The sequence below is a fragment of the Streptomyces sp. NPDC051662 genome, from assembly GCF_040681655.1.
GTDB lineage: Bacteria > Actinomycetota > Actinomycetes > Streptomycetales > Streptomycetaceae > Streptomyces.
The window spans coordinates 20,225-39,933 of record NZ_JBFAZD010000036.1 but is presented as its reverse complement, the minus strand read 5'-3'; the positions used below and the strand labels follow the sequence as shown (position 1 = coordinate 39,933).

Sequence of the window (19,709 nt, the reverse complement as noted above, 5' to 3'; positions counted from 1 at the left end):
CAGCGGCTACAGGTGGGGGACGACGGTCGGCATGAGGTCCTGGAACGTCCGTCCCTCGGCGGGGGTGCCGATGGCGGACATCTGCCAGCCACCGCCCGAGCGGTACACCTTGGCCATGATCTGCGCGGTGTGCTTGCCACCGCCGGTGAGTGTGTAGCGCGCCAGTTCCTGGCCGTTGGTCTCGTCGACCAGCCGGCAGAAGGCGTTCTCGACCTCTTCGAAGGTCTGGCCGGTGAAGGAGTTGACGGTGAAGACGATCTGGTCGACATGGACGGGGACCCGCTGGAGGTCCACCACGATCGACTCGTCGTCACCGCCCTGTCCCGCGCCGCCGACGCGGTTGTCGCCGGTGTGCCGCACCGAACCGTCGTCGCTGGTCAGATGCTGGAAGAAGACGACATCGACGGCCTCCTTCCCGGCGAAGAGCAGCGCCGAGGCGTCCAGGTCGATCTCGCGGGCGGTCATTCGGGCGAAGAAGCCCTTGCGGGCCGCCTGCCAGCCCAGGCCCATGCGGACGACGGTGAGTTCACCTCCGCCGGACTTGGTCAGGCTGATCTGCTGGCCCTTGGCAAGGTTGACGCTCATCGTTCGCTCCTGGGAAGGCGTGGGGGTAGGGCGCGCCGGTCGGTACGGCGGATACGGGTACGGGGGTCAGATGTTGACGCCGTAGTCGGAGGCGATACCGGCGAGGCCGGAGGCGTACCCCTGGCCGATGGCGCGGAACTTCCACTCGACGCCGTTGCGGTACAGCTCACCGAAGACCATCGCGGTCTCGGTCGAGGCGTCCTCGCTCAGGTCGTAGCGCGCCAGCTCGGCGCCGCCCGCCTGGTTGACCACCCGGATGTACGCGTTGCGGACCTGCCCGAAGGACTGGCCGCGGGACTCCGCGTCATGGATCGACACCGGAAAGACGATCTTGGTGACTTCGGCGGGCACACCGGCCAGATCGACCTTGACCGTCTCGTCGTCGCCCTCGCCCTCACCGGTGAGGTTGTCCCCGGTGTGCTCGACCGAACCGTCCGGGCTGGTCAGGTTGTTGTAGAAGACGAAGTGCCGATCGGAGGCAACCTTGCCGGAGCCGTCCACCAGCAGGGCGCTGGCGTCCAGATCGTGATCGGCGCCGGTGGTGGTCCGAACGTCCCAGCCGAGGCCGACCAGAACGGCGGTCAGACCGGGAGCCTCCTTGCTCAGCGAGACGTTGCCGCCCTTGGCGAGGCTCACACCCATATTGCTTCCCTTCTTCGGTCCCGGAACCGGGCACACCTGACGTTCCGGCGCGAGACGGCGCCGTGTGGCACCATCGTAAATCTACAACACTGTAGAAATTGGCCGCCGTAAAGGTGTGCCGCGAAGAGCTGATGAGGATGCCCCGGCCCCAGGGCGGCTGGGGCTGTGGTGTGGGAGGAGGGCTATTTCGTGGTCGGGAACACGGACGACCGGGACGGGGCGTCCCGTAGCGGCAGACGCGGCCAGGGCCAGCTGGAGGCCCAGGTGCTGGCCGTATTGGGCTCGGCGACCTCCCCGGTGGCGGCGACCTGGGTGCAGGAACGGCTCGACGGGGAACTGGCGTACACCACCGTGATCACCATCCTCACGCGCCTCCTCGGCAAACAGGCCGTGACCCGTAGCCGTTCGGGGCGCTCCTTCCTGTGGACACCGGTGGCGGACGAGGCGGGCCTCACGGCTCTGCGGATGCGGCGTCTGCTCGATGAACGGGACGACCGCGACGCGGTGCTCTCCAGCTTCGTGTCGGCGCTGTCGCCCCATGACGAGCAGGTGCTGCGCTCGCTGCTCAAGGACACCGGCCCGGAAACCCGATCCGAACCCGGCCCCGAGAGCTGATCCATGGGCGTCTTCGTCTTCCTGCCGCTCGTCCTGCCGCTGACCGCGCTGCCGCTCGCGCGGCTGGCCGAGCACCATCTGCATCCGCGCGGCGCGTCGGTGTTCCTGGCCTCCGTCGCCGTGGTGCTGGCGGCGTGCAGCACGTTCTGTCTCGGTCTGCTCGTGGTCGTCGGTACCGCGCAGCTGCCCGGGAATCCGCTCCCGGACAGCTGGTCCGATCCGGAGGTACGGGCGGCCGTGCCGTACGACGAGGTCGCGGGCAAGGCGGCGATCGTCGCGCTCGCCCTGGTCGTCGTGGCGTGTTCGCTGACCGTACGGCGGCATGTGCGCTTCCGCCTCCGCGCGCACCGGGCGCTGGCCGGGCTCCGGCCCGGCCTCGGAGCCGGAGCCGGAGCCGATTCCGGTCCCGACTCCGAGGTGGCGGTCCTGGACGACGAGGAGCCCTACGCGTACGCGCTGCCCGGCTCACCCGGCCGAATCGTCGTCTCCACGGGGATGCTGTCCTGTCTGGACGAGGCGGAGCGGCGGGCGCTGCTCGCCCATGAGCGCGCCCATCTGACCGGACGGCATCACCGGCTGCTGCTCGCCGTTCAGCTGGCCGGCTGCGCCAACCCCTTCCTGCGGCCGCTGCGGGCCGCGGTGATGTACGCCACGGAGCGCTGGGCGGACGAGGAGGCGGCGCGGATCACCGGCGACCGGCACATCACGGCGCGCGCGGTGGGCAAGGCCGCGCTGTTCTCGCGCCGGGTCGCGACACCGGGACTGGCCGCGTTCGCCGCGGCGGGGCCCGTGCCCCGCCGGGTGGCCGCCCTGCTCGGTCCTGTGCCGCCGCGCGGGAGCTGGCCGCCCGCGCTGACCCGCGCCGGGATGGCCGCCTGTGTGGCGGCGGCCGGTACCGCCGCGTCCACGCTGTCCGCCCTCAACGCGTCCCTCGCGCTCTTCGTCGCCCTCGAAGCGGCCACGCCACTGTGAACCCCGACGGAACACCCAGTTGCTTCTACAGACTTGTAGAGCCAGTAGAGTGCATCCGTCGCACGGGGCGATGACCGGCCTGTCCGGACGAACGGCGGCCGTAACGGGGCACGGAGGATCAGCGTGGGCAGGGAATCCAGCGGGCGGCGGGGTCGCTCGACGGGCGGAGGTCACCGCGGCGGCCGGAGGGCGCGCCGACGGGCCAGGCTGACCCGGCGGGGCCGAATAGCCGTGTGGTCGGGCGGGACACTGGCCGTTCTGCTCATCGGTGTGTCCGGCGCCGCGGCCTGGGTTTACCAGGACCTCAACGGCAATATCCACTCCGCCGACGTGGACAACAAGATCGGCGGCGACCGGCCGGTCAATCTGAGCCCGGGGTCCAAGAACATCCTCGTGGTGGGGTCCGACTCACGCGGCGGCGACAACGCGAAGTACGGCAAGGGCCTGACCACCATGCAGTCGGACACGCTGATGGTCCTGCATGTGTCCGCCGACCGTAAGTGGGCCACGGTCGTCTCGCTCCCCCGCGACTCGTGGGTGGACATACCGTCCTGCGACAAGGGGGACGGCAGCAAGTCGGCTCCACACAAATTCAAGATCAATGAGGCGTTCGCCCTGGGCGGTACGACCGGCGAGGTCCCCGACGCCGCCGCCTGCACCATCCGGACGGTGGAGCAGAACACCGGGCTGCGCATGGACCACTTCATGTCGGTCGATTTCCAGGGCTTCAAGGGCATGGTCAACGCGCTGGACGGCATCGAGGTCTGCCCCGAGACCGCGATCAATGACAAGAAGGCACATATCAACCTGGACGCCGGGTGCCAGACGGTCAGGGACGAGGAGGCCCTCGGGTACGTACGTACGCGCTACAGCGTCGGCGACGGCTCCGATCTGGGGCGTATCGGCCGGCAGCAGGAGTTCATGGAGGCCCTGGCCGCCAAGGCCCAGGAGAAGCTGACCAGCCCGAACGCGCTGTACGGGTTCCTGGACTCGGCGACGAAGTCGCTGACCACGGACAAGGCGCTGGCGGGGATCAAGCCCCTCATGGGTCTCGCGTCCGAGGTCAAGGGAATCCCCACCGACCGGCTGACGTTCCTCACAGTGCCGAATTACCCGCGGGAGGCCGATGTGCCGACCGACAAGGCGAATGTCGTCTGGCAGTACCCGCAGGCGGCGCAGTTGTTCACCTCCCTGGCGAAGGACACCGAGGTCGACAAGGAGAAACTGGAGGCCGACGCGAAGGGCCCGGTCTACGCGAGTACGGTGCGGGTCCAGGTCCTCAACGGCTCCGGCACGACGGGCCGGGCGGCGAAGGTCGCGGAGACGCTGCGGTCGGCGGGATTCACTGTCGTCGGCATCGGCGACGCACCCGAGGACACGAAGAAGACCACGGTCGGCTACCCGCAGGACCAGGCGGAACCGGCCGAGGTACTGGCCTCACGACTGCCCGGCAGTGTCGCCAGGCAGGACGCGGAGGCCGCCCCGGGAGTGGTGACACTGACCGTGGGCAAGGATTTCGACGCGGTCCGATGATCCGCACAATGTCGTGTGCCGGACACAACATTGCGCTGCTTTGCGATTCCTTTACTATTGATGGACGGGGTGCCCACCCCGTCCCTACCCTCTGTCCCGAGAAGGAGCTGCGGTCCCGCAATGGGTGAGCCTCCCAGTACGAGCCGTGCCGTCCCCGTCCCGTCGAGCGATGGACCGGAGGTGGCACGGTGACCGAAGTACTTCTGTTGCTCCTCGCCCTCGCGCTCACCCTCGCCTGTGCGGTGTTCGTTGCGGCCGAGTTCTCTCTGACCACCATCGAGCGCGGCGAGCTGGAACGCGCCGCCGCCGCTGGTGAGCGTGGCGCCGCGAGCGCGCTGGCGGCGGCCAAGCGGCTGACCTTCCAGCTCTCCGGCGCCCAGCTGGGCATCACGGTGACCTCGCTGGTCATCGGCATGCTCGCCGAGCCTTCCCTGGCCGTGCTGCTGCGCGGCCCGCTGGAGGCGACCGGTCTGCCTGCCGGCGCGGTGCCCACCGTCGCCACGCTGCTGGGCGTGGCCATGTCCACCGTCGTACTGATGGTCATCGGCGAGCTGGTCCCCAAGAACTGGGCGATCTCCAGCCCGCTCGCGGTCGCCAAGGTCGTGGCGGGGCCGCAGCGCGGCTTCACCGCCGCCTTCTCCCCGCTGATCAGGCATCTCAACAACACCGCGAACCGTCTGGTACGCCGCTTCGGGCTGGAGCCCGCCGAAGAGCTCGCCTCCGCCCGTACCCCCGAGGAACTGGTCGCCCTGGCCAGGCACTCGGCGCGGGAGGGCGCCATAGAGGCGGACTCCGCCGAGCTGTTCGTACGGACCCTGCATCTGGCCGATCTGAGCGCGGAGAATGTGATGACACCGCGCGTGGACGTGCGGGCCCTGGAGGCCCACGCCACCGCCACCGACGCGGCGAACCTCACGCTGGCCACCGGCCTTTCCCGGTTCCCGGTCTACCGCGACAGTCTCGACGAGGTGATCGGCACCATCCATATCCGCGATGTCCTCGCCCTGGACGAGAGCAAGCGCGACAGCACCCTCGTGACCGAGCTGGCCACCAGCCCGCTGCTCGTCCCGGACTCCCTTCCGGTGGACCGGCTGCTGCGGCGCCTGCGCGAGTCGCGGACGATGGCCGTGGTCATAGACGAGTACGGCGGCACCGCGGGCGTCGCCACCGTCGAGGACATCGTCGAGGAGGTCGTCGGCGAGGTGCGTGACGAGCACGATCCGCATGAGACCCCCGACCTGGCACCGGGCCGGCCGACCGCCGACGGACGCCGCGTATGGGAGGCGGACGGCAGTGTCCGACTCGACCAGCTCGCGGAGATCGGCTTCGGCGCGCCGGAGGGCCCGTACGAGACCCTCGCCGGGCTGCTCGCGACCCGACTGGAGCGGCTGCCCGTACTGACCGACACGCTGGAGATCGAGGGCTGGCAGTTCGCGGTCCTGCGGATCGAACATCACCGGGCCGACCGGGTCAGGGTCACCGAGCCCGCCCCGGCCGACCGTCTCATGGAGGGGAACCGATGACCGGCCTGCAGCTCGCCATCGGCGTGCTCACCCTGTTCACCAACGCGTTCTTCGTCGGCGCCGAGTTCGCCCTGATCTCCGTACGGCGCAGCCAGATCGAGCCCCAGGCGATCAAGGGCAGCCGCCGGGCCAAGAGCACCCTGTGGGGCCTGGAGCATCTGTCCGCGGCCATGGCCACGGCTCAGCTGGGTATCACGATCTCCTCGCTGGTGCTCGGCGCCGTCGCCGAACCGGCGATCGCCCATCTGCTGGAGCCGCCGTTCGAGGCGATCGGCGTGCCGGAAGCGCTGATCCACCCGATCGCGTTCGTGATCGCGCTGACGTTGGCCACGTATCTGCACATGCTGATCGGCGAGATGGTGCCGAAGAACATCGCGCTGGCCGCGCCGGCCCCGACCGCGCTCGCGCTGGGGCCCGCGCTGGTCTGGCTGACCCGGGCGCTGCGCCCGGCGATCTTCGGGATCAACGCGTTCGCCAACGCCATCCTGCGGCTGCTGAAGGTCGAGCCCAAGGACGAGGTCGCGTCGGTCTTCACCGACGACGAACTCGCCCGTCTGGTCAAGGACTCCAGCGAGGCGGGGCTGCTCGACCCGGCGGACGGCGAGCGGTTGCGCGACGCCCTGGAGCTGGGCACGCGTCCGGTGGGTGAGGTGATGGTCCCGCTCAACCGGACGATCACCGTCGACCACCAGGTCACTCCGCAGCAGTTGGAGCGCACCGCGTCGTCCGCCGGCTTCTCGCGGCTGCCGGTCACCGGGCCCGACAACACGATCCTCGGCTATCTCCACATCAAGGACGCCCTCGGTGCCGCCGACCGGACCCTGCCCTTCCCGCGCAGTGCGCTGCACACGGTGATCAGGGTCGAGATCGACACCCCGCTCGACGACACCATGACGGCCATGCGCGCCGCCGGTACGCATCTCGCCGCGGTCAGCGGTGACAAGGGGACCGTCATCGGCTTCGTCACCATGGAAGACGTCCTGGAGGAACTGGTCGGCCCCGCGGCCGGCTCACCGACCGCCGCGTAGCCGCGCGGTGGAAGAGCGGCCGGTGCCCCGCCCCGGGCACCGGCCGCTTCTCTTGCCCTGCTCCGGATCCGGCTTCGGTCGGGGTCCGGTCCGGGTCGTATCAGCTTCTGTATCCGTGTCTGTGTCAGCTTCCGTATTGGGGAATGGGTTCATCTGATGTCCGACAGGACGAGCCGGTTACAGCCGGCTCTCGCCGATCGCAGCCGGCGTGTCGTGGAGTCCGCCGGTTTCGACACCGCGGTCTTCTGCCTCATCATCGGCAACGCCGTCCTGCTCGGCATCGAGACCTACACCGGCGCGGTCGACCAATGGCACGCGGAGCTGAAGGTCGCCGAGCGTCTCTTCCTCGCCGCCTTCGCCTCGGAGATCCTGCTGCGCGCCGCCACCTACGCGGAGCGCCCCAAGGACTTCTTCCGCGATCCCTGGAACATCTTCGATCTGGCGGTCGTCGGGCTCGCCCTCACGCCCCTCGCCCGCGAGAACGCCACCGTCCTGCGGCTGCTCCGGCTCGCGCGTGTGCTGCGCGCCGCGCGTTTCCTGCCCCAACTGCGCATCGTCATCGTCGCCGTCGGCAAGAGCCTGCCGGGCACACTGAGCTTCGTCCTGGTCGGTGCGCTGCTGCTGTACGTATACGCCATGCTCGGCTGGGTCTTCTTCGCCGCGGCCGACCCGGAACACTACGGCTCGCTGGGCCGCGCCGCCCTCACACTCTTTCTGCTGATCACGCTCGACGGCCTCGGTGACGCGGTGCGGGGCGGCCTTGAGGTCTCCCGTTGGGCGATCGTCTACTTCGCCTCGTTCGTGCTGCTCGGGTCGTTCCTGCTCGTCAATCTGCTGATCGGGGTCGTCATCAACTCCCTTGAGGAGGCCCGCGAACTGGAGGACGAGCGGACCCGTGAGAGCCCTGCCCTCCCGGTGGCACCGGCCATGGACGAGTCGCGGGCCGTGCTGCTCGCCCGGCTGGCCGCCGCGCGCCGTGCGCTGGATGATGTCGAGGCCCAACTCGCCGTGGTGAACGGCGAGAGCGACGGGCACCACCGCACGGCGCCGCGTGCCGGTCAGGGTTTGCGCGCCACCCCGACGTAGCAGGCGGCTTCCTTGCTGGTGACGTTCCCGCTCAGCTCGTTGGGGTCGGGGCGCCACTCGTGCGAGGGCGTGATCCCCGGGTCGAGGAGCTGCCAGCCGGCGAAGAAACGGGCGATCTCCTCGCGGGTGCGCGCCTGTCCCGGCGTGCCCGCGGCGCGGTAGGCGGTGGTGAGCCGCGCGATGCCCTCGGGGTCGAACTCGGTGGTGACATGCGCGATGGCGAGCGTGGAGCCGGACGGCAGCGCGGACTTGAGCCGTTCGACGATGTCATGGGCGTCGTGCTCGTCGGTGACGAAGTGCAGCAGCGCGTTGAGGCTGAGCGCTATGGGGCGGGTGAAGTCGAGCGTCGCGCGTATCTCCTCGGCGGCCAACAGGGCTTCGGGGGCGGTGACATCGGCCTCCGCGTATGCCGTGCGTCCCTCGGGGTGGCTGTGCAGCAGCGCGCGGGCGTGGGCCAGCACGATCGGATCGTTGTCCGTATAGACGACGCGTGCCTCGGGCACCTCCCGCTGGGCGACCTCGTGGAGATTCGGGGAGGTGGGGATTCCGGTGCCGATGTCGAGGAATTGCCGCATACCCCGCCGCGCGAGGAAGCGGACGGAGCGGTGCATGAAGCGCCGGTTGATCCGGGCCGTGGAGAGAATGGCAGGAAAGGCGGAAATGGCCCTCGCGGCGGCCTCGCGGTCCGCGGGGAAGTTGGTCGTCCCGCCCAGGTAGTAGTCGTACATCCGGGCTGAATGCGCCCGGTCCAGTTCAAGATCCACCGCACCGTTGTCGCTCATCGCGCGACCCCCGTCCTCATCGCCGGACAACACCGGATAACAGTCGGTGGCTTCCCGCCACCGCATGCGGACAACCGTACGAGACGCCCCAACTCTCCTCGTGGGCAGGCCATATGAGAGAGCGTCAGCGCATGCGGCGGCGAAACAATCCGGAAACTCCACCCGCCCAACCGCGCGGTAATCATATGATGGCTGTCCGTGACAAACCCCGGGTGTGTCCCGCACATTGAGGGCGCTCATCCGGTTGGCTGACAGGTCGAGAGAGGCGCACCTCTCGCACCGACGCCCTCCGCCGTGGAGCGGCGCGGTGTCCAGAGAACGGGGCATGCGTGCACGTCGATCCGGAACGTTCGGTGGTCCGCGTCTCCCACGGCGCCCAGGGCGTGGACGACGACGGCGATCCGGCCTCCCCGGACGGGACGGTCCATCGACTGGCGCTGACCTTTGACGCGTTCGACGCGCGCCACCACACGCTGTGGCTGCGCTACGCCCATACACAGGTGGGCAGTCGGGCCGCCGCCGAGACGGTGGTCGACGCCACCTGCGCCAGGCTGCTGGAGCACTGGCCGCATGTGCTGACACAGGAGTCGGTGGCCCGGTACGCGTGGGCGCTCCTCAAGGAGGAGGTGGCATGGTGGCTGGACGACCACGACAGGGAACCGGCGCTGGTCGACACCGCCGCCTTCCACGCCGCGGTCCGCAAGCTGCTCCACCACGATCAGCGCGATCAATTCGACGTGCTGCAAGGGGAGATGCGGCTGTACCGGGCCATCGCCCGGCTTCCCGAGCGGCAGTACGACGTGATCGTACTGCGCCATGTCCTCCAGGTCCCGGACGAGGAGATCGGCGAGTACATGGGTATCGAGGTCGCCACCGTGCGGTCCCATGTACGGCATGCCCGCAGGCGACTGGCCAAGGACCTCGACGTACGAGAGACCGAGGGGGAGGAGTAGACCGTGCGCCACACCGACGAACCCGATCCAGGACCGATCGACGCGCTGCTGGACGACGCGGAAGTCCTCACCGCCACCTATGACGACTACGACACCGCCGCGGCGTGGAACCGGGCCGGGGCGCGGCGGACAATCCGGGGTGCGGCGCCGGGTCCGGATCCGGGCGCGGCGCCGCACCGTTATCCCTCGGCCCACGAACAGGCCGCGCATGATCTCAGCCTCGCCGTGGCCCTCGTCCTGAACGCGCCCGAGGCGGCGGCCAGTCTGTCCCGGCTGGTGGACCATGACCGTATCGACCCCGAGGGCGCCGTCGTCTTCGCCGCGCTCCTGCATCTGACCGGGCACCGTGACGCGGCCCAGTTCTGGTGGCAGTTCGCCGCGGGCGGTGGCAATCGCACCGCTGCCTTCTGTCTCTTCCTCGCCCATCAGCAGCGGGCCGAGTTCAAGGACGCGGCGTACTGGCGCCGCCAGTCCCGCCGTCTGCCGGGGCCGGGAAGGTCCGCGGCGCCGCCCGCGCTCTCCTCGCTGCTGCCCGAGACGGTCAGGCACGATCTGCTCGGCCAGTGCCATCGCGGACGTCACCCCACGCTGCCGGCTGCGCTGGAGGCCGTGATCAACCGGCTCCGTGTCGACAGCGCCGACGAGGACTTCGGTGAGGTCCCCCAGCCCGACCCCTCTCTGACCACCGACCTCACCCGGGGCACCGGCGGCCGTCCCGTCGGATAGCGCGCGGGAGCGGCGAGGGGGCCGGTCACCTCGTATGCCGGTCCCGGATGGCACAGAAGTCCGACAGGGGCATTTGATGTATCCAAGCGTGCGCCCCTCTGGCGCGCGGTGGCCCTTCACGGTGAGAGTGTGCCGCCCGTGGAGTCCGGTAAAGGGAGCAGCGCCATGTCTCTTGATCGCATGCCCTCCGACGACGCACCGATACGGACCCTGCTCCGGACGGCGGCGACCGCCCGGCCAGTGGACGAGGTCGCCGCGCTCGTCGGCGGTTCGGTCCTGATGCGCCGCCGGAGGACCGCCGGTACGGCCAACGACAGCTGATTCCCCCTGCTTGGCGGACGGGGTCACTGGGCGCGAAGGACGGGGCTGGTATGACGGAACGCGTTCCTGGAAGCCGGCGCCTCGGCTATCCCGTGGCCGCCGGGGTGTTCGCCGTCGGTATGGCCGGTACGACACTGCCCACCCCGCTGTACGGGCTCTATCGCGCACAACTCGGCTTCTCCGAACTGATCGTGACGGTCGTCTTCGCCGTCTACGCCCTCGGGGTGATCGCCGTACTGCTGCTGGCGGGCGACCTCTCGGACCAGGTGGGCCGGCGGCCGGTGCTGCTGGCCGCGCTGGGGCTGTCCGCCGCGAGCGCCCTCTGCTTCCTGTTCGAGGGCGGTCTTCCGCTGCTGTTCGCGGGCCGGCTGCTGTCGGGCTTCGCCGCCGGGCTGCTCAGTGGCGCGGCCACCGTCACCGTGCTGGAGCTGGCCCCGCCCGGCCATGAGGCACGGGCGGGGCTCGCCGCCACCGCGGCGAACATGGGCGGCCTGGGCTGTGGCCCGTTGCTGGCCGGGCTGCTCGCGCAGTACGCGCCATGGCCGCTGCGGCTGCCGTTTCTCGTCCATCTCGCGCTGGTGGCCGTCGCCTCCGTACTGACCTGGCTCCTGCCGGAGACCGTCGCGCATCCGAAGCGGCGGCCCCGGCTGAAACCGCAGGGGCTGGTGGTGCCGCCCGAGGTGCGTGGGGTGTTCGCGCCGTCCGCGCTCGCCGCGTTCGCGGGCTTCGCCCTGCTGGGTCTGTTCACCGCGGTGACGCCGTCCTTTGTGGCCCAGACCCTGAACGTGCACAATCTGGCCGTCTCGGGAGCGGTCGTCTTCTCCGTCTTTCTCGCCTCCACGATCGGCCAGTCGCTGATGGGACGTCTGGGGGTGAGCCGGGCGCTGCCGATCGGCTGTCTGGTGCTGGTGGCCGGTCTGGTGCTGGTCGGCACATCGCTGGCGGTGGAGTCGCTGGCACTGCTCGTCGTGGGCGCGGTCCTGGGCGGTCTGGGCCAGGGGCTGGCCTTCCGCGCGGCGATGACCGCCGTCAGCGGCGCGGCGCCGCCCGAGCACCGGGGCGGCACGGTCTCCGCGCTGTTCGTCGTGGCCTATACGGGGATCTCGCTGCCCGTCGTCGGTGTCGGCGCGCTGACGCTCGGGCTGGGGCTGAAGGACGCCGGGCTGACATTCACGGCCTGTGTGGTGGTGCTGGTGGCGTGCGCGGCGGTGTATCTGCTGCGCCGTCCCCTGGTGGTGAGCTGACGGGGACCGGTGGAGCGGTTGTCCCAGGGGCGGTGGAAGCGGCTGTCTCACGCGCGGTGGAAGCGGCTGTCTCACGGGCGTCCCGCCGGCGGCACCTCCTCGCCCCTCGGCACGGGACCGGGCGGTGTCCCGTCCCCGAACGGCCGTCCGCCCAGCTCCTCCCGGTGATGCGCGGTCAGCCAGCCGGACAGATCGGGGCCGAGGGGCACGATGCCGGTCGGGTTGATACCGGAGTGCACCTGGTAGTAGTGCCGTTTGATGTGGTCGAAGTCCACCGTGTCACCGAACCCGGGGGTCTGGTACAGATCCCTGGCGTAGGCCCACAGCACCGGGTCCTCGGTGAGTTTGGACCGATTGCATTTGAAGTGTCCGTGGTAGACGGCGTCGAAGCGCACCAGCGTGGTGAACAGCCGGATGTCGGCCTCGGTGAGAGCGTCCCCCACCAGATAGCGGCGGTCCGCCAGCCGCCGCGACACCTCGTCGAGACGGCGGAACAGCGCGCGATAGGCGTCCTCGTAGGCGCTCTGCCCGTCCGCGAACCCGGCGCGGTACACACCGTTGTTGATATCGCGGTAGATCCCCTCCATGACCTCGTCGATCTCGTCGCGCAGCGGCTCGGGGTAGAGATCGGGCGCGCCGGGCCGGTGCAGCGCCGTCCATTCGGTGGCGAAGTCCAGCGTGATCCGCTGGAAGTCGTTGGTCACCAGTTTCCCGCTCGGTACGTCGACGATCGCGGGCACGCTGACCCCGCCGGGGTAGCCCGTCTGCCGCGCGTCGTACGCCTCGCTCAGGAACCGGATGCCGAGGACGGGGTCACGGCCGTCCGGGTCCAGGGTGAAGCGCCAGCTGCGGTCGTCCTGGATCGGGTCGGCGATCGTCAGAGAGAGCGCGTCCTCCAGACCGAGGAGCCGCCGGGAGACCAGGGCCCGGCTCGCCCAGGGGCAGGCCCGGCTGACCACGAGCCGGTAGCGGCCGGCCTCGACGGGCCAGCCGTCCCTGCCGTCGGCGGTGATCCGGTCGGCGAAATGGCTCCTCGAACGTTTGAAGGGCTTCTTTCCGTACTCCGCGTTGCTCTCCGTGCGCGTGCCGCTCATCGCTGGTCTCCTTCCGGCGGTGCGGATGTCCGGTGGGTGAAGTGCCTCTTCTGTCCCGTACCCCGCTTTCCTTCCCGGTGCGCGGTGAGCACATCGGCGACGGCGACGAGCAGGGCCGCGATCACGAACGCCACCGAGACGATCAGCCCGTGGTCGAACGCGGTGGCCCAGCCTTCCGGCCCCACCTGGGCGAAGAAGACCGAGCCCACGGCGGCGATACCGATCGCGGATCCCACCCGCTGGCCGGTCTGGAGCGTGCCGCCCGCGCTGCCCGCCATGGGCACCGGTACCTCCGCGAGGGTCAGGGTCTGGTTCGGTGTGATGACGAGGCCGCTGCCGAGGCCCGCCACCAGCAGCGGCGCCGCCATCGCCCAGCCCGCGCCGCGCCCCGGGACCAGATGGACGGCGAGCGTGGTGGCCGCGAGCCCGACCGTGACCATGATCAGTCCGACCACGACCAGAGGTCTCCCGAACCGGTTGACCAGCCGTCCGCCGATGCCCGCCGCCGCGGCGGAGCCCACCGCGAAGGGAGTGATGGCCAGTCCGGCTTCCAGGGCGGTGTAGTGCAGTCCGCTCTGGAGATAGAGAGTGGTGATGAAGAAGATCGTGGTGAACCCGGCGAAGTACAGCAGAATCAGCAGACACCCGAGCCAGTAGGAGCGGACGCGGAAGAGCCGCAGGTCCAGTACCGGCTGGGTACCGCCGGGCCGGCACCGGGACTCCCATTTCACAAACCCGGCCAGCAGCGCGGCGGCGACGATCAGCAGCAGCCATTTCTCCCCGCCGTGCCACTGCTGCGACTGGACGAAGGGCAGCAGCAGCGCCAGGACGCCCGTGCCGAGCAGCAGTACCCCGACGGGGTCGAGATCGCGTATGCGCGCCGGGCCCGCACAGGGGGTGTCCGGCAGCAGTCGCCGGGCCAGCAGCAGACAGACGACGCCCAGCGGCAGATTGACGTAGAAGACCCAGCGCCAGCCCTCCCGCGCGCCCGCCAGCTGGATGATAAGACCGCCGAGCAGCGGGCCCACGGCCGTCGAGAGGCCGACCACCACACCGAACATGCCGAAGGCCCGGCCCCGCTCACGGCCGGCGAACATCTGCTGGATCAGCGCGGAGATCTGTGGGGTGACCATGCCTCCCGCGAAGCCCTGGACCAGCCGGGCGATCACCAGCCAGAGGCTGGACTGGGCCGCTCCGCAGGCGGCGGAGGCCAGGGTGAAGAGAGCGAGCCCGATCATGAAGACCGGCCGCCGCCCGTGGGCGTCGCCCAGCCGCCCGGCGGGGATCAGGAAGAGACCGAAGGCGAGCGCGTAGCCGGACAGCACCCATTGGAGGTCGGAGACCGGGGTACGCAGCCCCTCGCGGATGGACGGCAGGGCCACATTGACGATGGAGACGTCCAGGAGCGTCATGAAGCCCGCCACCAGACATACGGCCAGCGCCTTCCAGCGGCGCGGGTCCGGCGCCACGGCGGCGTCCCCTCCGCTCCCCAGCCCTGTATCTCCGGCCATGAATCGCACCCTAGTTCGCGCGCCCCGATCCCTCATCCGGAGCGCGCCGACCGGTGGATCCGGGGGAGCGGAAGGGGTACGGGCCCGCACGCTCGGAGCGCGCGGGCCCGTACCCCCGGAGATCAGCCGTTGTACCGGGCCATCGAGGTCACTTGACGTTGATGGCGGTCCAGGCGGCGCCGACCGCCTTGTACTCGGCGCTGGTCGTGCCGTACAGGGCGCCCGCCGCGCTCAGCGTCGCGGTGCGCGCCTTCGCGTAGTTGGTGGAGGACGTCATATACGTGGTGAGCGCCTTGTACCAGATCTGCGTGGCCTTGTCGCGGCCGATGCCGGTGACCGTGGAGCCGTCGTACGTGGGGCTGTTGTAGCTCACACCGTTGATCGTCTTCGCGCCGCTGCCCTCGGACAGCAGGTAGTAGAAGTGGTTGGCCGGACCCGAGGAGTAGTGGACGTCGATGTTGCCCAGGGTGGACGACCAGTAGTCCTTCGAGGCGCCGTCCTTGCTCGGCTTGTCCTGGTAGCGCAGCGGTGTGCCGTCACCGTTGATGTTGATCTTCTCGCCGATGAGGTAGTCGCCCGGGTCGCTCGCGGTGTTGGAGTAGAACTCGACCGCGGTGGCGAAGATGTCGGAGGTCGCCTCGTTGAGTCCGCCGGACTCACCGCTGTAGGTGAGGTTGGCGGTGGCGGCGGTGACACCGTGGCTCATCTCGTGCGCGGCCACGTCGAGCGAGGTGAGCGGGTTGGCGTTGCCTGAGCCGTCGCCGTAGGTCATGCAGAAGCAGCTGTCGCTCCAGAACGCGTTCACATAGTTGTTGCCGTAGTGGACGCGGGAGTAGGAGGCGACACCGTTGTTCTTGATGCCGTTGCGGCCCAGCACGTTCTTGAAGAAGTCCCAGGTCTCGGCCGCGCCGTAGTGCGCGTCGACGGCGGCGCTCTGCCTGCCGCCGCCCCAGACGTCGTCGGCGTCGGTGAAGAGCGTGCCGGTGCCCGAGCTGCCCTGGTTCAGGTCGTACGTCTTGTGGCCGCCGCGACCGCCGTCGGTGAGGTTGTACGTGGTGCCGTTCTTGGTGGTGCCGAGCGTCACCGAGCCGTTGTACTTGCCCGTGCCGGTGCCGGCCTCGATGGCCTCGTCGGTGAAGAGCCGCTCGCCGGTGGCCGCGTCGGTGACGACATGCAGCTCGCTCGGGGTGCCGTCGGGCTGGACGCCCTTGACGACGGTCTCCCAGGCCAGCACGGGCTTGCCGGTCGCGGCCCAGATCACCTTGCGGGGCGCGGTGTCCGCCGCCGCCTTGGCGGTCTTCTCCGCCGAAGCGGCCTTCAGGGCGCTCGACTTGGCGGTGGCCGCGGGAAGCTCGGCGTCGGTGGAGGGCACGGCTATGCGGGCCGTGGTCGCCTTGGTCACGCTGCGCCCGCCGGCCGGGGCCTCGTGCACGACGAGGTCGCCGCCGAGGACGGGCAGGCCCGCGTAGGTCCGCTCGTAACGAGTGTGGACGGTGCCGTCGGCGTCCTTGATGACGTCCCTGACGACCAGCTTCTCCTGGGCGCCGAGGCCAAGAGCACCGGCCTCGCTCGCGGCGTCCGCCTGAGCGGACTTGATGGCGTCGACGCGCTGGGCCGGGCTCAGCTCCAGAGCCGTGGCGCCGCTCTCCCGGGTGGGGTCGGGCTGGGCGGCGGCCGGTCCCGACTGGACGCCGACGACCACCATGGCGGCGGAGGCGACCAGGGCCGCGACACGGACGACGTTCTTGCGGGGGGTGTGGGAGCGGAGGGTGGAAGCTACGAGTCTCACTCAGTCTCCAAGAGTGCCGGGCCGCGGGAACGGCCCTGTGTGGGGAAGCGACGGCCTTGGGTGGACCGCCGCCCGATGGTGCTGAGCTGTGCGAATGCCAAACAGGCTCACCGCGTGATCGACGCGCCCTGAGCCGTCCAGAGAGTGGCATCGATCGGACTCGTAGGAACAGATCAGATACCAGGATTTGACCTGGTGTTGTCAATTCAGTGCGGCATACAGACATCAATCGGTCGCATTGATAAGGCCCTTGACAGTGGGAGGGCCCCGCGCGGCTGACGCCCGGGGCCCTCCGTGAGCAATCGCTCATACGCCTCGAAAGGACGCCGCTACTCGAAGAGATCGGCGTACGAGCCGAGCGCCAGCGCGATGTCGGCCTGCGCCCAGAAGCGGTGATACGTGAAGCTCGGCGCGGCCCCGCCGTTCAGATACGCCTCGACCTTGGACCAGGCGGGATCGCTCTCGTAGAAGGACCGGATCGACGCGAAGGTGGAACTTCCGTTGATCGCGTCGCCGTTGGGCATGGTGCCGGTCCAGCCGCTCGGTACGTGGACCGGGTCGTCGAAGCGGCTGTAGTCGGCGCGGGTCTCCGGGACCGCTATCCCCAGCGCGTCGCGGTGGTGGTCCCACATCCCGTCGAGGAGCGCCTTCGCGGTGGTTCTGGCCGCCGCGTTGCCCGACTTCGCCGCGTAGTAGGAGAGGGTCTTGGCGTACGCGGCGGCCACCCCGACGTCATTGGTGTAGTCGGCGACGGTCACATGCAGACCGGTGTTGGCGCCGGGCGTGGTCGCGTTCCAGGTGTCGGGCTTGCCGGACCACTGGAGGGTCGACGGGATCCGGTAGGTACCGTCCGGGTTGACGGTGGTCTTGGACAGGGCCCAGGCCACCCACTTGTCCAGCACGGCCTTCGCGGCGCTGTCGCCGGTCTGGTGGTAGTACTCCGCGACGCGCTCCATCGACCAGGCCTGGAAGCCGAACCACTGGTTGGACGGCGGGTCGTGGTAGACGGGCGCCTCGTCGTAGTACATGCCGTAGAAGGTCGGGGTGCCGGCCGGGGGCGCCGCGTAGCGGCCCTGCCAGCTGTTGGTGGCGCCGCCCGCGATGCCGCCCTCCGCGGACTGGAGCCAGCGGTAGAACTCCAACTGCCGCTTGAGGCTGGTGTTCCAGTCCTGCTGACCGGTGGCGGACTTCGGCTTGAGATCGGCGTAGGAACTCAGCGCCCAGGCGGCCATCGGGTTCTGGTAGCCGCTGTGGCTGAAACTGGACCCGATACGCCAGGCCCAGCCGGCCGAGGCGTCGGTGGCGCCTCCCCAGGCGTAGTACCAGGAGAGCAGATAGTGCGAGCTGTTCTTGCCGCTGCCCGGCGGACAGGCCGTCTCACCGACACAGTCACCGATCTTCTTGAAGTACTTGTCGTACATCGCGTAACGGAGGTAGTCCCCCATCTTGGCCGCCTTGGCGACATTGGCCGCGACCTCGCCGCCCTTGCCCTGCTCCTTGGCCCATTCCGAGGCCCAGTAGGCGGCCTGGACGGCACGGGCGTCGGCGTCCGGGGCGTTGGTGAACTTCCACTGCTTCGCGTAGGCCGCGTCCCCGGTGAACAGGTCCAGATAGCCGTTCTTGCCGCCGTACTTGAAGGCGTCGCAGGTCGGCTGGGTCACCGTCTCCCAGACGGACTCCTGCGGTCCGCGCTGGAAGGTGTTGATGTACGAGGGCCCCTGGTCGGCCGGTCCCGCCTCGCACTTCCCGGGCGAGTTGCCGAAGCCGTAGACGTTGTCGACGTCCTGGATCCAGTGCATGCCATAGATGTCATCGGTGCCGTAGGCGCTCCTCAGTTCGCCCGCGAGGGGGTCGTTGCCCACCGGGACATTACTGTTGAGCTGTGAGGGGTACTGCGAGGGCAGGTCCCACTCGGGAGCGTAGGTGGCCGGTTTCGACGCGTTGTAGAAGCTGTTCGTGGGCTGGTCGGCGTGGGTGGGGATCATGTACTTCTCCATGGTGGCCCACGCCCCGTTGAACTTGCTCCAGTCGCCGGTGACCTTGCCGTACATGGCCTGGAGCCAGATCAGATAGCTGTACGCCTCGGAGGTCGTCTCATGGCCCTGGTCGGGCGCCTCGACGATCAGGGTCTCCACCGAGTGGTACGGGATGCCCTCGGGCGAGAAGTAGCCGGCGGCCGGGTCGGTGATCTTGCCGTACAGATCGAGGAACCGGGCGTCATAGGTACCGGCCGCCGCCAGTTGGGTGACGGTCACCTCCGCCTTGGTCCGGCCGGGCGCGGTCGCGGTGAAGGTGGCGGCGCCGGTGCCGGTGGCCGCGGCGGAGACGGTCACCTGCTGGGCGGTGCTCCAGTTGGCGGCGGTGAAGGTGAGAGTGGAGCCGGAGGTGACGGTGAGGCCGGTGTTGCCCGCGGTGCGGGCCACGGTGACCGTCACATCGGCGGCCGGCCGGGTGGAGAGCTTCACCCCGAAGGTGCCGGTCCCGCCCTGCCGCACGCCCAGTTGGGATGGGCTCGCGACCAGCGACGGGCCCGCGGTGACCCGTACCCCGACCGGGGTGGACTCCGCCGCGGCGCCCTGGCCGTCGTACGCCTTCGCGTAGAGCGAGAGATCTCCCGCGGGGGCGTTCGCGTAGTCGAAGGTGTACGGGGACGTGGTGTCCGTGCCGAGCAGCTGGGTGTCGCTGTAGAACTCGACCTTGGAGATCCCCGCGCCGTCGGCGGCGACAGCGGTGGCGGCCATCGGGATGGTGCCGCCCGCGGTGAACACCGCGCCGGGCGCCGGGCTGGTGAGTACGGTGAGGGGCGGCTGATGCGCGCCCGTGCAGCTCACACCGTTGACGGCGAAGACCGTGGGCGCGGCGTTGGCGCCGCTGTAGTCGAAGTTGGCACCGGCCGTCGCCGCCGCTCCTGGCGCGATCCTGGCGTTGTGCGCGGCGTTCTTGACGGTGACGGTCCTGCCGGACTGGGTCCAGCCGCCGTTCCAGCCGTTGGTGAGCTTCTGGTTGCCGGTGTAGTCGTAGGTCAGCGTCCAGCCGTCGATGGGGTCCGTACCACGATTGGTGATCGTCAGGTCGGCCGTGAAGCCGGTGCCCCAGTCATTGGTCTTGTAGTCGACGCCGCACTGGACGGCGGCGGCGTGCGCGGGGGTGCTGTTGACCGCGGTCAGACCGAGCGGCAGGGAGAGGGCGGCGGCCAGCGCGGTGAGCAGGCGCCGGACTCCACGTGATCGGCCGGATCTTCCGGGTGGCGGTGGTGCCCCTGGTGGTGAGCCTCGTAAGCCGGTCATGGGGTGGTCCTCCTCGCG

Annotated in this window: 17 protein-coding genes; 10 read left to right on the top strand and 7 right to left on the bottom strand. The window is 69.7% G+C overall.

Going from position 1 to position 19,709, the window contains the following annotated elements; all coding sequences use genetic code 11:
• Positions 1-6: 6 nt before the first annotated feature.
• On the bottom strand, positions 7-585 hold the full coding sequence (locus AB0M67_RS36850) for a TerD family protein (protein ID WP_365751979.1): 579 nt from the start codon (positions 583-585) through the stop codon (positions 7-9).
• A 66-nt stretch (positions 586-651) separates the two neighbouring features.
• Complete coding sequence (locus AB0M67_RS36845; RefSeq protein ID WP_365751978.1) at positions 652-1,227, bottom strand: TerD family protein; 576 nt, start codon at positions 1,225-1,227, stop codon at positions 652-654.
• 189 nt (positions 1,228-1,416) lie between these two features.
• Here AB0M67_RS36845 and AB0M67_RS36840 point away from each other — a divergent pair, with 189 nt between their 5' ends.
• From AB0M67_RS36840 to AB0M67_RS36815, 6 genes are all read left to right on the top strand, one after another.
• Entirely contained in the window at positions 1,417-1,842 is a 426-nt protein-coding gene (locus AB0M67_RS36840) for a BlaI/MecI/CopY family transcriptional regulator (RefSeq protein WP_365751977.1), read from the top strand.
• A gap of 3 nt (positions 1,843-1,845) precedes the next feature.
• Entirely contained in the window at positions 1,846-2,814 is a 969-nt protein-coding gene (locus AB0M67_RS36835; protein WP_365751976.1) for a M56 family metallopeptidase, read from the top strand.
• 231 nt (positions 2,815-3,045) lie between these two features.
• Positions 3,046-4,347, top strand: a complete 1,302-nt coding sequence (locus AB0M67_RS36830) for an LCP family protein (RefSeq protein ID WP_365752015.1) — start codon at positions 3,046-3,048, stop codon at positions 4,345-4,347.
• A gap of 188 nt (positions 4,348-4,535) precedes the next feature.
• Entirely contained in the window at positions 4,536-5,870 is a 1,335-nt protein-coding gene (locus AB0M67_RS36825; RefSeq protein ID WP_365751975.1) for a hemolysin family protein, read from the top strand.
• A complete protein-coding gene (locus tag AB0M67_RS36820; protein WP_365751974.1) occupies positions 5,867-6,898 on the top strand; it encodes a hemolysin family protein in 1,032 nt (343 codons plus the stop codon). Before AB0M67_RS36825 ends, AB0M67_RS36820 begins: the two co-directional genes overlap by 4 nt.
• 156 nt (positions 6,899-7,054) lie before the next feature.
• Positions 7,055-7,984 carry an ion transporter gene (locus AB0M67_RS36815; protein ID WP_365751973.1) on the top strand — a complete coding sequence of 310 codons (930 nt, stop codon included), beginning with the start codon at positions 7,055-7,057 and terminating at the stop codon, positions 7,982-7,984.
• Here the strand turns inward: AB0M67_RS36815 and AB0M67_RS36810 are convergent.
• The gene (locus AB0M67_RS36810) at positions 7,957-8,766 is read right to left on the bottom strand and encodes an SAM-dependent methyltransferase (protein WP_365751972.1); all 810 of its coding nucleotides are present in this window, start codon (positions 8,764-8,766) and stop codon (positions 7,957-7,959) included. The genes AB0M67_RS36815 and AB0M67_RS36810 overlap by 28 nt on opposite strands.
• Before the next feature lie 329 nt (positions 8,767-9,095).
• On the opposite strand from AB0M67_RS36810, the gene AB0M67_RS36805 reads away from it, so the two are divergent.
• From AB0M67_RS36805 to AB0M67_RS36790, 4 genes are all read left to right on the top strand, one after another.
• A complete protein-coding gene (locus AB0M67_RS36805; RefSeq protein ID WP_365751971.1) occupies positions 9,096-9,719 on the top strand; it encodes a sigma-70 family RNA polymerase sigma factor in 624 nt (207 codons plus the stop codon).
• A gap of 3 nt (positions 9,720-9,722) precedes the next feature.
• Positions 9,723-10,445 carry a hypothetical protein gene (locus AB0M67_RS36800; RefSeq protein ID WP_365751970.1) on the top strand — a complete coding sequence of 241 codons (723 nt, stop codon included), beginning with the start codon at positions 9,723-9,725 and terminating at the stop codon, positions 10,443-10,445.
• A gap of 165 nt (positions 10,446-10,610) precedes the next feature.
• Positions 10,611-10,766 carry a hypothetical protein gene (locus AB0M67_RS36795; protein WP_365751969.1) on the top strand — a complete coding sequence of 52 codons (156 nt, stop codon included), beginning with the start codon at positions 10,611-10,613 and terminating at the stop codon, positions 10,764-10,766.
• Between the two features lie 50 nt (positions 10,767-10,816).
• Positions 10,817-12,010 carry an MFS transporter gene (locus tag AB0M67_RS36790; RefSeq protein ID WP_365751968.1) on the top strand — a complete coding sequence of 398 codons (1,194 nt, stop codon included), beginning with the start codon at positions 10,817-10,819 and terminating at the stop codon, positions 12,008-12,010.
• Positions 12,011-12,081: 71 nt separating this feature from the next.
• Here the strand turns inward: AB0M67_RS36790 and AB0M67_RS36785 are convergent, their stop codons facing one another.
• From AB0M67_RS36785 to AB0M67_RS36770, 4 genes are all read right to left on the bottom strand, one after another.
• Positions 12,082-13,104, bottom strand: a complete 1,023-nt coding sequence (locus tag AB0M67_RS36785) for a glutathione S-transferase C-terminal domain-containing protein (RefSeq protein ID WP_365751967.1) — start codon at positions 13,102-13,104, stop codon at positions 12,082-12,084.
• Positions 13,101-14,615 (bottom strand): MFS transporter, encoded by a 1,515-nt coding sequence (locus tag AB0M67_RS36780; RefSeq protein WP_365751966.1) that lies wholly within the window; start codon positions 14,613-14,615, stop codon positions 13,101-13,103. Before AB0M67_RS36780 ends, AB0M67_RS36785 begins: the two co-directional genes overlap by 4 nt.
• Positions 14,616-14,763: 148 nt before the next feature.
• Positions 14,764-16,320 carry a M4 family metallopeptidase gene (locus AB0M67_RS36775; protein WP_365752014.1) on the bottom strand — a complete coding sequence of 519 codons (1,557 nt, stop codon included), beginning with the start codon at positions 16,318-16,320 and terminating at the stop codon, positions 14,764-14,766.
• 413 nt (positions 16,321-16,733) lie between these two features.
• The gene (locus AB0M67_RS36770; RefSeq protein WP_365751965.1) at positions 16,734-19,691 is read right to left on the bottom strand and encodes a glycoside hydrolase family 48 protein; all 2,958 of its coding nucleotides are present in this window, start codon (positions 19,689-19,691) and stop codon (positions 16,734-16,736) included.
• Positions 19,692-19,709 lie beyond the last annotated feature (18 nt).